Annotated in this window: 14 protein-coding genes and 4 tRNA genes; 14 read left to right on the top strand and 4 right to left on the bottom strand. The window is 49.6% G+C overall.

Annotated elements, in window-relative coordinates:
* Both LRP57_RS07750 and htpX read left to right on the top strand, forming a co-directional pair.
* On the top strand, nucleotides 1-184 hold a 184-nt coding region (locus LRP57_RS07750), incomplete at its 5' end, for a hypothetical protein (RefSeq protein WP_231206016.1).
* Nucleotides 185-1,179: 995 nt separating this feature from the next.
* Nucleotides 1,180-2,055, top strand: coding sequence for a zinc metalloprotease HtpX (gene htpX / locus LRP57_RS07745; RefSeq protein WP_231206014.1), 876 nt, complete (start codon nucleotides 1,180-1,182; stop codon nucleotides 2,053-2,055).
* 458 nt (nucleotides 2,056-2,513) lie between these two features.
* Here htpX and LRP57_RS07740 read toward each other — a convergent pair whose 3' ends face one another.
* Complete coding sequence (locus LRP57_RS07740; RefSeq protein WP_231206012.1) at nucleotides 2,514-3,017, bottom strand: YajQ family cyclic di-GMP-binding protein; 504 nt, start codon at nucleotides 3,015-3,017, stop codon at nucleotides 2,514-2,516.
* A gap of 16 nt (nucleotides 3,018-3,033) precedes the next feature.
* On the opposite strand from LRP57_RS07740, the gene LRP57_RS07735 reads away from it, so the two are divergent.
* From LRP57_RS07735 to LRP57_RS07705, 7 genes are all read left to right on the top strand, one after another.
* Nucleotides 3,034-3,171: a hypothetical protein gene (locus LRP57_RS07735; protein WP_231206010.1), complete on the top strand. Its 138-nt coding sequence runs from the start codon at nucleotides 3,034-3,036 to the stop codon at nucleotides 3,169-3,171.
* Nucleotides 3,172-3,179: 8 nt separating this feature from the next.
* Nucleotides 3,180-3,264, top strand: a tRNA-Tyr gene (locus LRP57_RS07730).
* A gap of 86 nt (nucleotides 3,265-3,350) precedes the next feature.
* Nucleotides 3,351-3,423: transfer RNA gene (locus LRP57_RS07725), tRNA-Thr, on the top strand.
* 30 nt (nucleotides 3,424-3,453) lie between these two features.
* Nucleotides 3,454-3,530, top strand: a tRNA-Met gene (locus LRP57_RS07720).
* 48 nt (nucleotides 3,531-3,578) lie between these two features.
* On the top strand, nucleotides 3,579-3,749 hold the full coding sequence (rpmG, locus tag LRP57_RS07715; protein WP_231206008.1) for a 50S ribosomal protein L33: 171 nt from the start codon (nucleotides 3,579-3,581) through the stop codon (nucleotides 3,747-3,749).
* 394 nt (nucleotides 3,750-4,143) lie between these two features.
* Entirely contained in the window at nucleotides 4,144-5,418 is a 1,275-nt protein-coding gene (locus LRP57_RS07710) for an MFS transporter (protein WP_231206006.1), read from the top strand.
* 87 nt (nucleotides 5,419-5,505) lie between these two features.
* The gene (locus LRP57_RS07705; protein ID WP_231206004.1) at nucleotides 5,506-6,648 is read left to right on the top strand and encodes a UDP-N-acetylmuramate dehydrogenase; all 1,143 of its coding nucleotides are present in this window, start codon (nucleotides 5,506-5,508) and stop codon (nucleotides 6,646-6,648) included.
* A 50-nt stretch (nucleotides 6,649-6,698) separates the two neighbouring features.
* On the opposite strand, the gene LRP57_RS07700 is transcribed toward LRP57_RS07705, so the two are convergent.
* From LRP57_RS07700 to LRP57_RS07690, 3 genes are all read right to left on the bottom strand, one after another.
* The gene (locus tag LRP57_RS07700) at nucleotides 6,699-7,787 is read right to left on the bottom strand and encodes an adenosine deaminase (protein ID WP_231206002.1); all 1,089 of its coding nucleotides are present in this window, start codon (nucleotides 7,785-7,787) and stop codon (nucleotides 6,699-6,701) included.
* Entirely contained in the window at nucleotides 7,787-8,593 is an 807-nt protein-coding gene (locus tag LRP57_RS07695) for an alpha/beta hydrolase (protein ID WP_231206000.1), read from the bottom strand. Before LRP57_RS07695 ends, LRP57_RS07700 begins: the two co-directional genes overlap by 1 nt.
* Before the next feature lie 211 nt (nucleotides 8,594-8,804).
* Complete coding sequence (locus LRP57_RS07690; RefSeq protein WP_231205998.1) at nucleotides 8,805-10,019, bottom strand: pyridoxal phosphate-dependent aminotransferase; 1,215 nt, start codon at nucleotides 10,017-10,019, stop codon at nucleotides 8,805-8,807.
* A gap of 223 nt (nucleotides 10,020-10,242) precedes the next feature.
* Between LRP57_RS07690 and LRP57_RS07685 the strand changes: the two genes are divergently transcribed.
* From LRP57_RS07685 to rplA, 5 genes are all read left to right on the top strand, one after another.
* Nucleotides 10,243-10,315 (top strand) — tRNA-Trp (locus LRP57_RS07685).
* A gap of 60 nt (nucleotides 10,316-10,375) precedes the next feature.
* Nucleotides 10,376-10,672, top strand: coding sequence for a preprotein translocase subunit SecE (secE, locus tag LRP57_RS07680; RefSeq protein WP_231205996.1), 297 nt, complete (start codon nucleotides 10,376-10,378; stop codon nucleotides 10,670-10,672).
* Between the two features lie 89 nt (nucleotides 10,673-10,761).
* Nucleotides 10,762-11,541: a transcription termination/antitermination protein NusG gene (nusG, locus tag LRP57_RS07675; protein WP_231205994.1), complete on the top strand. Its 780-nt coding sequence runs from the start codon at nucleotides 10,762-10,764 to the stop codon at nucleotides 11,539-11,541.
* A 135-nt stretch (nucleotides 11,542-11,676) separates the two neighbouring features.
* Nucleotides 11,677-12,108 (top strand): 50S ribosomal protein L11, encoded by a 432-nt coding sequence (rplK, locus tag LRP57_RS07670; RefSeq protein ID WP_231205992.1) that lies wholly within the window; start codon nucleotides 11,677-11,679, stop codon nucleotides 12,106-12,108.
* Nucleotides 12,109-12,178: 70 nt separating this feature from the next.
* Nucleotides 12,179-12,895, top strand: coding sequence for a 50S ribosomal protein L1 (gene rplA / locus LRP57_RS07665; protein ID WP_231205990.1), 717 nt, complete (start codon nucleotides 12,179-12,181; stop codon nucleotides 12,893-12,895).
* The last annotated feature ends 91 nt before the right edge of the window (nucleotides 12,896-12,986 follow it).

Here is a 12,986-nt window from a genome sequence, read left to right as displayed (position 1 = left end):
GCACGGGGCGCACAAACGTGCGCACGCACACACACGCGGGGCAACACAGCCTAGCGTGCGGGAAGCAGTAAACACGCCGAACAGCAAAGACGCAGGGCACGCGGCTGGGCAGCACACAAGCGAACAACACACAAGCGCGCGAGCACACAAGCGAACAAAACACAAGCGCGCAACAACACACTGAACAAACACGGTGCCAGCGAACAAACGGGCACACGCGGCAAAGACGCAGGGCGGACAAGCACAACACAAGCCCACGAACGCCCACCACGAACACGCCAAAGACGCAGGCGCACGCGAACAACACACTGAACAAACACGGTGCCACTGAACAAACAACCGAGCAACCCGCGTAGGCAGTGAAGAAACACAAGCGAGCACACAACAGCAAAGAACAACACACTGAACAAACACACACGCGGGGCGCACAGGCACAACAGGCGGGGCAACACGCGAGCAAACAACGCACGCTAAATACACGCAGGACAGAGCCCACACGCGCAAACATAAGCCCACGAACGCCCAACACGCACACGCGGCAAACACGCGAAGAAGCGAACACACGCGCATACAAACAGACTGTGCGGACAATAAACAAAACACGCGGGCGAGTAAACTCAAACGCCCAACATATATCTTTCAAATCAATGGGCGTGGGTTCCCTTCAAATGCTGCTGTTTGTCCTGAGCCTGTGTTGCGTCTGAGAGCCATAGCCGGTGCCCTGCTTGGCTCTTTAGTTGCCCCGGCGAGGGCTTGCAGCTGGTTTTGCTGTGCTCGTACTCCGGCCCTCAAAACGTTCAGTTGTAGCGTCAAAAGGTTCAATGCAGGTTATTCCTCTGCGTTTTAGGGGCAGTGAATAGGGTGAAAGCGAAGCCTAGAAAGCCACAAGCAATCGAACCAAGAGTAACCCTATGTTCTTTAACTACTCTCACTGACTTCTGACCTTATGCATGACGATTTATGAAAAGACATAACAAATGGTTCTTACTACCCCTACGGCAGGTATAAACCCCTACTGACTGAGTTAATTTTGAACAGAATTAATTCCATCATCCTGCATAAGAAATGAAAATTTTCTGAGAAAAACCTGTAACCAGCTTTCTTGTGAGGACGTAGCATCTTAAAACAGATAACGTTGTCTTAGAAAACAGCATCATGAACAGAGAGAAAATGCGACCAATGCGCGATAAACATTTTAATGGAGTGAAAACCGCGCTCCTTCTCGGTGGAATGTGGGGACTCCTCTTACTTATCGGCGGATTTATTGCCCGCAGTACTCAGAATATGATGTGGATATACATTTTTGCGGTCGTGGGAGTTCTGTCAACAGCATGGTCATATTGGAACAGTGCGACCATTGCCCTGCGCTCGATGAATGCGCGTCCAGCCTCAGAGCACGAGTACCCTCACCTGCATGCCATGATAAAAGAACTTGCGGCAGAAGCCGGACAGCCTGTGCCATCCATATGGATCGCTCCAACACTTACCCCAAATGCCTTTGCAACGGGGCGTAACCCACGTCATGCGGCTGTGTGCTGTACAGAGGGTATTATGCGAATCCTTGGCGAGAGGGAGCTTCGTGCGGTCCTTGGGCATGAGCTTATGCATGTATATAACAGGGATATTTTGACCTCATCAATCGCTGCAGCTATGGCAGGTATCGTGACCTCTGTTGCACAGTTTTTATTCTTCTTTGGAGGAAACACACGGCGTGACGATAATTCAGGTGTAGGAGCCGTGGGAGCGATTTTTGCCGTATTTCTGGCACCAATCGCTGCAAGCCTCATCCAATTTTCCATTTCACGTACACGAGAATTTGATGCAGACGAAGATGGGGCGCGTTTAGCGCGCGATCCTTTAGCTTTAGCCTCTGCTTTACGTAAATTAGAATCAGGAACTGATGCGGTGCCCCTGCCGGCTACACCTGCCCATCAAAATGTGGCCGCAATGATGATTGCCAATCCGTTCAGAGGCAGTGGTTTGAACCGTCTATTTTCAACTCATCCACCAATGGATGAACGTATTGCCCGACTTGAAAAAATGGCTGGATATTAAAATAAAGACTCGATAACTGCGTGTGAAATACTGAATCTGAATATCTGTGAGGATAAATATTATGTTCTCACAGATATTTTCATATCACTAAAATAGAGTGGTTTATATATTTATATGTATGATATTGAATCTAATAATACAGATATTCTTATAAGTGAAGATATTTACTGAAAGTAAAATTCATTTGGGGTTTAGTGCCTAAGAATTTGAATATAAATAGACAAGATTTGAGCCTGTTATAAGAACATAATGAATGAAAAATGCTTGATAAAAGCTATCATTCACTCATGAAATTTCCGATATATTTTATTTTTCTCATGGAATGTGTGACTTATCATATAAAAATATTCGCACTACTCAACCTAAGAGTAGTGCGAATACTGATAAAAGATTCAGTAGGGTAATGAAGAATATTATATAGGACTCATATTTATATTCCATCACCCTGCAGCATAAAATTAACGGTAATTAACGAATTGTAAAGCTGCGTCGAGTTTTTCTCCTTCAGGGCCTTTAAGAAGGGCAATCACGGCCTGTAAATCATCCCGTGATTTTGATGAAACACGTATCTCATCGCCTTGGATCTGGGCTTTAACACCTTTGGGACCTTGATCGCGAATAATTTTTGTGATTTGTTTCGCGATATCTTGTGGAATTCCTTCACGTAAAGGTGCAGCAAGTTTATAAATCTTGCCAGAAGCCTTAGGTTCACGATCTTTGAGGTCAAGCGCTTTTAAGGAAACGCCACGACGAAATAGTTTGGACTGAAGCACGTCAACAATCGCCATGATGCGTTCAGGAGTATTTGCCTGCATCTCGACAATGTCACCTGACAGGTGAATTTCTGCATCGACACCTCGGAAATCGTAACGCTGTCCTATTTCTTTCGCCGTTTGGTTGACAGCATTATCAACTTCTTGACGGTCAAGTTTTGAGACGATATCAAAAGAAGAATCGGCCATAACAGTTCCTTTCCGAATGGGTGATATTGCGTCCTTAGGTGAATATATCCTATGCGCACTTGTTGCGATTATTGTGATGTACCTCGTATATGGGCAAAGCGATTGGCGTTCAGACATTAAAATCTGCTATTCTTCCACGGCACCGTTAATTTAGCGGAGCATGGCGGGATTCCCGAGTGGCCAAAGGGAGCTGACTGTAAATCAGCCGCGGAATGCTTCGGGGGTTCGAATCCCTCTCCCGCCACCATCTCAGGCAACTGAGAGGACGTGTGAGTTCATTCTCATAGGTAAAATTGCGCCAGCAGTTTCCTGTGGGTTAAGCTACTCGTCGTTGCCCCGATAGCTCAGTCGGCAGAGCATCTCCATGGTAAGGAGAAGGTCAAGGGTTCGATTCCCTTTCGGGGCTCTGGTTGCGGCCGTGAGCCGCTACCGCTGCGGCGGGGTAGCTCAGCTGGTCAGAGCGCACGACTCATAATCGTGAGGTCGCGGGTTCGAGCCCCGCCCCCGCTACCATCAATAAAGGAACGTGCGCAGCACACAGACACCAAGTGAGGAATCGACATGGCGAGCAAATCGCAGGATGTACGCCCCAAGATCACTCTGGCCTGCTCGGAGTGCAAGGAGCGCAATTACATCACCAAGAAGAACCGACGCAACACACCTGATCGCTTAGAGCTAGCGAAATATTGCCCGCGTTGCCGTAAATCAACGACTCATCGCGAGACTCGCTGATTACATTTCTTCTGATCGGAAACCCCTGTGACAGCTACATGTCACAGGGGTTTCTGACGCGCACACTAATTAATGCAATAGGCGCATATGGGCTTGTATGACAAATTCGGCTTATATAAGACAGGTCAGGACCTATACGGATCTTCGGTTTTAGGTAGGTTCTAGGAGAAGATCCTGTTAAAGGAAACTCCTGTTTACTTTGCCTGCGTATATGAGTGCGTGGATACGATAATTGCGGAAATGTGTGGAACCGTATCCGATGTCTTTAATGATCCTGCCACCATATCTTTCAGGCACTGACACATGCAATCTTCACGGTAGCGTAGAACTACTGAAACTCACCATCTGCACATCAAAAATCATGTAACCACATAGCTAACAGGAGCTCATACACGTGCATAACCTTGACTCTACCTACACTGCTCGCAGAGCAGCCATCGGATGTCTTGCCGTTTTTGCCACGCTTGGTTTTGTCATAGCAACATGGCTGTCACGATTACCAGCAGTTCGTGACGCCCTTGAACTTTCACCAGCACGAATCGGAACCCTTCTGCTGATAGGCTCCTTTGGCTCATTAATTGCACTTGCCCTGACCGGCTCACTGATCGGACGATACGGACCACGTCAGATTGTCCGTGCCGGAGTAAGCGTGTGGGCCTGTGGAATGTCACTGGTTGCTTCAGCTGTTGCCATACACAGTGAAAACCTGCTCTCCGTTGGGCTTGTGATCCTCTCATGTGGCATATCAATGTGGGGCGCTGCCATGAATGTTGAAGGTGGCTATATTGAAAAAGCTCTCAAACGATCCTTCCTGCCAAAACTACACGCCCTATTCTCTTTCGGAACAGTATGCGGTGCAGCTGCCGGGGCAGGACTTGTCCACCTTGGAATACCCGTCGTTATGCACCTCGTCGCTAACGTGTGTATCGGATTAGTAACCGTATGGGGAATGTCATCCTTTTGGATCCTCATGACAGATATCTCTCCTCATGAATCACAGATAACGACCGCTCAAGAAACCGATAAAACACCCCTGAAAACACCTGCCTTTACCGCTGCTCATTCACGTGCTCAGGCAAGTCAAGGGAAAGTTCGATACGCCTGGAAAGAAAAAACAACGGTGTGTATCTCCATCATGGTGCTGTGTGCCGGATTAATGGAAGGAGCCGCAAATGATTGGCTTGCCTTATCAATGATTGACGGCTACGAATTTTCTGAAGGCAAAGCATCACTCACCCTAGCTTTTTTCCTCCTCACGATGATGACGGTGCGTTTAAGCTCAGAAAAACTCCACATACGTTTCGGAGTCGCGCCACTCCTGCGCGTCCTGCTGTTGCTTGCCTGTGGGGGACTTCTACTCGTAGCTGCTGCCCCATACTGGGGGCTAGCAATGATAGGCGTGACATTATGGGCAATAGGAGCAGCACTGATATACCCCTCGGCTGCTTCTGCGCTCTCTCAAGACCCCTACATGACAGCAGCGCGACTTTCTGTTCTTTCAACAATTAACTATGGGGCCTTCCTTATTGGACCACCTGTTTTGGGATGGATTGCTGAACACATTGGTTACGCGCAAGCAATGGCTTTTCTTGTTCCCAGTGTGCTGATAGGAATGCTTTTCACGCGGTGGCTACCTGACGGCGCACGCATAACGGGAAAGAACGTATAAGCTCATACGCGAGTAAAATGAATAATGTTGAACACAACAGGTAGGACTCACATAAGGTGTTGTGCTACCAACGTGAATAGGATGCGCATGACTTCCATACTTCCCGCAGGCACTACAGCAGGGCGAACCTCCGTTGAACTAGCAGACCTGACAACCTTACGTGTCGGCGGTCCGGTAGGCCTCCTTCTTGAGGCTGATACCACCGAAGAATTTATAGAGGCACTGCGGGAAACAGATGAAAAGAAACAGCCCCTTTTAGTTCTTGGCGGCGGATCAAATCTGATTGCTTCGGACGAACCCTGCGACCTCGTAGTTATCCGCAACAGGTACACCCATGTGCAAACTCGTGAACATCACGATGGAACAACACATGTGACAGCAAGCGCGGGAATGCCGTGGGATGAATTTGTGCACTGGACCCTCAGTGAAGGTTTCAGCGGTTTAGAAGCGCTCTCAGGCATCCCAGGAACAGTTGGAGCAGCTCCCGTTCAAAACATCGGGGCTTACGGTTATGAAGTATCAGATAACCTAGTCAGTATCCGCGCATGGGATCGTATCCTGAGCAAAGAAGTTGACATCGCAGCAAAAGACCTCGGTCTGCGCTACCGCAGCTCTATGATGAAACGCGCCTGCGAAAGAAAAAACCATGAAGAATGCTCGTGGGGACCAACAAGTCGATGGGTGGTGACATCAGCGACTTTTGCTCTGACCCGTTCGGACCTTTCCAGCCCCATCCGCTACGCAGAACTTGCCCGCCATATTGGGACTGAAAACGGGGAAAGAACAAGAGCAAAAGACCTACGAAATGCCGTACTTCACGTGAGACAAAACAAAGGAATGGTTCTTGACCCATTCGACCACGACACTTGGAGTGCAGGTTCTTTCTTCACAAATCCCTTACTGACACCTCAAGAAGCTGAAACTCTTTTACCTCCCGATGCACCATGTTTCCCTGGACGAGGTGAAGATGCAGGATATGTGAAAACATCGGCTGCATGGCTTATCCAACATAGCGGTATGTTCAAAGGATGGGCTCCTCAAGAAATATGCGATGCAGATGGGAAGCCGCGCGCTTCACTGTCAACAAAGCATGTCCTCGCACTAACAAATAGAGGACATGCCACTGCTGCTGACCTTGAATTCCTCGCACGTTCTGTGCGCACTACAGTGCAAGAACACTGGGGTATCACGCTACAGCCTGAACCTGTGGCTGTCGGTATCCGCTGGTAAACAAACAGAGAAATAAGCCGAGAAACAACGTTGGCTTAAACGGTGTTGACTTATTTTATATCCGGCTGCACGGACGTAGGAGGAGCCGCTAGCCACGCGTCTATATCGGCATGCCATTGGCGTTGCGAAAACTCGTCAGCGATACATGCGTCAATAGAATGGTGAGCCAGCACAGCAAGTTGAGCATCAGAAAAACCATGAATATCCCGTGCTGCCGCGTACTGCGCCAATAAACGCGAATGGAAAAGTAATGGATCATCTGCTCCCAAAGCCACAGTGGCTCCTGCCTCCATCAAAATAGGCAGCGGAACTTGAGACAAATCGTGATACACGCCAAGATGCACATTTGAAGCAGGACATACTTCAAAAGCAACCCCTTGGTCCACCAAAAAATGTAAAAGATCACGGTCTTCGCTGGCACGTACACCATGACCGAGCCTACGTGGAGCCAATGTATCCAATACATGACGCACAGAATCAGGCCCCAAAAGTTCCCCGCCATGAGGAGTAGATACAAGACCTGCATCGCGTGCAATACGGAATGCGTGAGCGAAAGCGGAAGTCTCCCCCACACGCTCGTCGTTTGATAAGCCGAAACCTACCACTTCACCAGGACCAGTACCCGCATATTGGGCGGCTAAGCGAGCTAAAGTGCGAGCGTCAAGTGGGTGACGTGTACGGGAAGCAGCCACAATGATAGACACCTGCACGCCCGTCGCATGACTGGCAGCACGAGCCTCATCTAAAACAATTTCCAATGCAGGGGTTAAACCTCCGACCCAAGGGGCGTAAGAAGTAGGATCCACTTGCATTTCGAGGCGAACAGATCCCTCAGCAGCTTCATCTTCGGCGGCTTCACGCACAATGCGCCTCATCGCAGTTTCTGAACGCACAAGAGCGCGAGCGCAATCATAGGAGCGTTGGAAACGGAACCAACCTCGGGCGTCGGCGGGCACAGTGAGCGGATCAAGGTCTAACAGGTGTGCAGGCAGACGTGCTCCCTGTTCACGCGCCATGTCGATAAGCGTGCCTGGCCGCATGGCCCCGGTGAAGTGCAAATGCAAATGAGCTTTCGGTAAGGTGCGTAGGTCACGACGACCCAGGGGAGTATCAGGCGGAACTGTCAGTGAAAGATGCATTAGTGTGTGTGGAGCCAAAGAAGAATGTCACGAATAATTCCAGGTCCCTCAACTTCTTGAAGAACTTCATGCCGAGCACCATCCACAAGACGTAGGTGAGCATCCCCATTACCTGCAGCAGTTGCACCATCAATAAGCTGACGTGATGCTTCAGGAGCGGTTAAGCGATCCTCAGTACCATGGAATATGAGTGTGGGTACGCTCAGGTGTGCGCAGCGTTGCAGAACCTCATCGCCTTGAACAACCATTGTGCTAGCAGTAAGTAAAGGAACTGGACCGTGATAGCACAAAGGATCCGCGTCAAAAGCCCTCTGCACATCAGGGTTACGTGAGAGAAGGGATGATTCAGGGGTTCGTTTAGTGAGGGCAACGGGTAAGCCCGGAACATACCGAGCTGCTGATAAAAGTGAACGTGCAACCTCGGCAGGAACAGCTGGGAGTGGACGTAAAGCAGGTCCTGTGAGGACAACGCCGCTGAGATTTTGCGGATGCAAAATAGCTGACGCAACAGATATGAGACCACCCATGGAATGTCCAAAAAGAAAAAGATGAGAGGTACGTGACTGTTGGAGAACCTGCTGACGCGCACGTGAATGGTCACGAATAAGTTTTCCTACATCGACACATGAGCGTGGCCCCCCAGATTTCCCATGCCCGTAGAAATCATAGTAAGCAACATCGTAACCGTCACGTTGGAGAGCATCGTGAAAAAAAGTGTAACGCCCTTGATGTTCGCCGTATCCGTGGGCAACAAGAACAATTCCGCGTGGATTTTCCGTGTCAGCAAAACGAGTGACAATCTGCATGAACCTATTGTGTCAGGTTGCATGAATATTTGAGGGAAGTAAGGGCCGGTGTGTATTTACGACTGTTCTATTGCTCTGTTGTGAACAGGAACAGGCCGGAAAGAAAAAAGAATGGCTCTGTGAGGTTGTGCCCGTGCTGCCTTGCCTAACAAAAACAGGGAGGTAAAGCATCAACACTTTACCTCCCCGGAATTTGGGTTCTGACTGATGTTCAGTGCGCCTGTGAAAGTAAGTCTTGAATACGCCCGACACCTTCTACGAGGTCTTCATCTGAAAGTGCATATGACAGGCGGATAAAACCTGACGGACCAAATGCTTCACCAGGAACAACAGCAACCTCCACCTCGTTAAGAATGAGGTCAGCAAGTTCGGCACTTGTTGTTGGCACATGACCGCGGATAGAGCGGCCAAGTATATTTTTAACATTCGGATAAGCGTAGAAAGCGCCTTTAGGCGTTGGCACTTCTAAACCATCAATTTCACGCAACATTGACACCATTGTGCGGCGGCGGCGATCAAATGCTTCACGCATGGAATACACTGCGTCTAATGAACCTTCAACGGCAGCAAGAGCCGCGCACTGAGCGACATTTGACACATTTGATGTGAGGTGCGTCTGGAAAGAAGTCGCTGCTGCAATGATGTCCTGAGGTCCAATCATCCAACCTACACGCCAACCAGTCATCGCATATGTTTTGGCGACACCGTTGAGAACGAGTGTGTGATCTGCAAGTTCTGGTACCAATTGAACGATATGAGCGGGCGTGGCATCTTCATACAACAGGTGCTCATAGATCTCATCCGTGATAACCCAAATACCGTGTTCCAGTGCCCATTGACCAATGGCTGTGGTTTCTTCGGGGGTGTACACAGTGCCGGTGGGATTAGAAGGGGAGCAATGCAGAAGTAGTTTCGTGCGGGGAGTGCGAGCGGCTTCCAGCTGCTCAACAGTTACTTTGTAGTCTTGATCTGCGCCAGCGAATACTTCGATAGGAATACCGCCAGCGAGTTTGATAACTTCAGGGTAGGTCGTCCAATAAGGAGTGGGCAATATTGCTTCATCACCGGGGTTCAGGAGTGCTGCAAAGGCTTGGAAAACCGCTTGTTTACCACCATTGGTGACAAGGACTTGACTGGCAGATACTTCATAACCTGAATCACGCAGAGTCTTAGTAGCAATAGCTTCACGTAAGGCCGGCAAACCTGCAGCGGGAGTGTAGCGGTGCATAGCGGGATTTTGAGCAGCAGCCACCGCAGCTTCAACGATGGGGGCTGGAGTAGCAAAATCGGGTTCACCCGCGCCGAAACCAATAACGGGACGCCCTTGAGCTTTCAAAGCTTTAGCGCGTGCATCAACGGCTAAAGTTGCAGAAGGAGTAATGGCAGCAAAACGATCGCTTACGCGAGAGTGTGAAATTGATGTCATAGGAGTATCGTCCCATGCTTGCGCGATCTTTGGAATAAATACGGGAATAAATATCAGATAACGGTCGCTTGAGTTTTTTATGGAGAGGGCGTAAATAGGCGAAAAATAAATTTTTTGCTTTGTGAGGAAGTGAAATGAGTTGGACAGGCGCAGAATTAATGTTTAGAATCTAGCGGGCGGGTGATATAAGCCGTATTCGTCGAATATGACTTTCATTCGCAACAGGGTAGTGGCGCAATTGGTAGCGCACCGGTCTCCAAAACCGGCGGTTGTGGGTTCGAGTCCCGCCTGCCCTGCGATTTGTATAGCATGATATAATCATGAGCCTTTGTCAGAAGCGTAAAGGGAGAACCTGAATGAGCGACATTGAAGCTGCAGGTGGCGAAATGGTCCGTAAAGATCGGACTAAAACTGCTGCCACCCGTTCGCGCGGTTCTGCTCGTTCTGAGCAAGAAGCTTGGCCAGGCCTGTTCCGTCGCCTCATCATTTACATCAAGCAGGTTATTGCTGAAATGAAAAAGGTGACATATCCGGGTCGGCGTGAAACCTGGACATATTTTACGGTCGTGGTTGTATTTGTTGTCTCAATCATGATTTTCACGGGGCTCGTTGACTTTGGATTCGGTAGACTGACTGCATTGATCTTCGGATGATCCCGAAAGACCCGCCGGCAGGAAACTGCAGGCGGGTTTCTTCTACGGGCGCCCGCGATTGCCCTACCCAGACACTCAGGAGGAATGTCATGAGCGAGGACATCACCACTCCCGCTGTTGAAACAGAAGAAGACATCATGGCTGCGCAAGAAGCAACTGATACTGAAAATGCTGTGCAAGCAGATGCCACCGTCACTGGTGACGCTGAACTGACTACAGAATCTGTCAACGAGGATACGCAAGAGGTTGCGTCTGCGGCAGAGGTCGATCCAATCGAAAAACTGCGTCAAGACCTTTACCGTATGCCCGGTGACTGGTATGTGCTTCACACCTACTCTGGGCATGAACGTAAAGTAAAAACGAATCTTGAACAGCGTATTGCAACACAGAATATGGAAGATTCCATTTTCGCTGTTGAAGTACCTGACGAATACGTGATGGAATACCGTGGAACAGCGAAGAAGCGTGTACGCCGCGTTCAAATTCCTGGATACGTCATTGTATGTATGGATTTCAATGAAGCGTCATACCGTGTGGTGAAAGATACTCCTGCGGTGACCGGTTTCGTAGGCGATCAACACCATCCTGTTCCTTTGTCGATTGATGAGGTTGTCGCTTTGCTGACACCGAATGTTCTTGAAGCTGCAGCTACACAGGCCAAGAATGGTCCTGCACCGGTTCAGCATGTGCGTGTTGCCTACGAAGTGGGTGAGATCGTCACAGTGACAGATGGTCCATTTGAAACGATGACAGCCACTATTTCAGAGATCATGCCGGAAACTCAGAAACTGAAAGTTCTGGTGACGATCTTTGAACGTGAGACTCCTCTGGAACTTGGTTTTGACCAAGTTCAAAAGCTTGAGAAGTGAAGTGTCACACCTAGACTTGGGGAAGTGGCACTGAGAGGTTTAGAATCACAGTCTGTGTGATTTGGGCGCATTGTGCCCGTCACACGACGTTGCAGTATTCGCTGCAACGCGGAAATACAAAGAAAGACCCGAAAAATGGCACCGAAGAAAAAGGTCACTGGCCTTATCAAGCTGCAAATCGCGGCTGGTAGCGCCACTCCTGCACCGCCGGTCGGTCCCGCACTGGGCCAGCACGGCGTCAACATTGTTGAATTTACGAAGGCATACAACGCTGCAACTGAATCGCAGCGTGGTTCTATCGTTCCGGTTGAAATTACCGTGTACGAGGACCGTTCATTCACCTTCGTCCTTAAGACACCACCGGCCTCAGAAATGATCAAGAAGGCTGCTGGTTTGCAGAAGGGTTCAGGTCGTCCGAACACTGAAAAGGTCGGTAAGATCACCGACGCGCAGGTTCGTGAAATCGCTCAGGCCAAACTTGTTGACCTAAATGCGAATGACATTGATGCTGCTGCAAAGATCATCGCCGGCACTGCCCGTTCCATGGGCATTGTGGTGGAAGACTAATCGACCGTAAAACCCCTGTGGTAGGGCAGGCGCTGCCCGGAAAACCACGACTGCAAGGAGAAGAAGCAGAATGACGAAGCGCTCTAAGGGCTACCGCGCAGCGGCGGAAAAGATTCACGCTGGCGAAATTTATGCCCCGCTTGCTGCCATGCAATTGGCAAAAGAAACCACCGTCACCAAGTTTGATTCCACCGTTGAGGTTGTACTTCGACTGGGTGTTGATCCTCGTAAAGCGGACCAGATGGTTCGTGGCACTGTTTCCTTGCCGCACGGCACCGGTAAGACCTCTCGGGTCTTGGTCTTTGCCGTAGGCGAGCGTGCACAGGAAGCAATTGACGCTGGCGCAGATGAAGTTGGCGGCGATGAGCTGATTGAAAAGGTAGCTAAGGGCTACACCGATTTTGACGTAGCTGTTGCTACCCCTGATCTCATGGGTAAAGTTGGTCGCTTGGGCCGTGTCCTTGGTCCTCGCGGTTTGATGCCAAACCCCAAGACCGGCACTGTGACCATGGATGTTGCTAAGGCTGTGCGTGAAATCAAGGGTGGCCGTATTGAGTTCCGTGTGGACAAGCACGCGAACTTGGCTTTCATTGTGGGTAAGTCCTCCTTCGAAGCAACTCAGCTGGCTGAGAACTATGCTGCGGTTCTTGAAGAAGTACTGCGTTTGAAGCCTGCAAGCGCAAAAGGCCGTTACATTTCTAAAGGAACCGTTTCCACTACCATGGGACCGGGTATTCCGTTAGATATCACCAAGACACGTAATCTTGCCTCTGCAGATGCCTCCTGAGGTATTGGCAAACTGATGTGTTGTCGCCCTGCTCGCATATGAGCAGGGCGACAGTCTTTTTCCCCAAAAGAATGAAAACTATTTACCTGCA

It is taken from the genome of Schaalia sp. lx-260, from assembly GCF_021083645.1.
Lineage (GTDB): Bacteria > Actinomycetota > Actinomycetes > Actinomycetales > Actinomycetaceae > Pauljensenia.
Note: the sequence above shows the minus strand (reverse complement) of the source record. Positions and strands in the feature narration are given on the sequence as shown.

Bases quoted from the DNA above. Each gene is read 5' to 3' on its own strand.
- htpX (WP_231206014.1), top strand. From the start codon at position 1,180: ATGCGCGATAAACATTTTAATGGAGTGAAAACCGCGCTCCTTCTCGGT.
- LRP57_RS07740 (WP_231206012.1), bottom strand. From the start codon at position 3,017: ATGGCCGATTCTTCTTTTGATATCGTCTCAAAACTTGACCGTCAAGAA.
- LRP57_RS07735 (WP_231206010.1), top strand. From the start codon at position 3,034: ATGGGTGATATTGCGTCCTTAGGTGAATATATCCTATGCGCACTTGTT.
- rpmG (WP_231206008.1), top strand. From the start codon at position 3,579: ATGGCGAGCAAATCGCAGGATGTACGCCCCAAGATCACTCTGGCCTGC.
- LRP57_RS07705 (WP_231206004.1), top strand. From the start codon at position 5,506: ATGACTTCCATACTTCCCGCAGGCACTACAGCAGGGCGAACCTCCGTT.
- LRP57_RS07700 (WP_231206002.1), bottom strand. From the start codon at position 7,787: ATGCATCTTTCACTGACAGTTCCGCCTGATACTCCCCTGGGTCGTCGT.
- LRP57_RS07695 (WP_231206000.1), bottom strand. From the start codon at position 8,593: ATGCAGATTGTCACTCGTTTTGCTGACACGGAAAATCCACGCGGAATT.
- LRP57_RS07690 (WP_231205998.1), bottom strand. From the start codon at position 10,019: ATGACATCAATTTCACACTCTCGCGTAAGCGATCGTTTTGCTGCCATT.
- secE (WP_231205996.1), top strand. From the start codon at position 10,376: ATGAGCGACATTGAAGCTGCAGGTGGCGAAATGGTCCGTAAAGATCGG.
- nusG (WP_231205994.1), top strand. From the start codon at position 10,762: ATGAGCGAGGACATCACCACTCCCGCTGTTGAAACAGAAGAAGACATC.
- rplK (WP_231205992.1), top strand. From the start codon at position 11,677: ATGGCACCGAAGAAAAAGGTCACTGGCCTTATCAAGCTGCAAATCGCG.
- rplA (WP_231205990.1), top strand. From the start codon at position 12,179: ATGACGAAGCGCTCTAAGGGCTACCGCGCAGCGGCGGAAAAGATTCAC.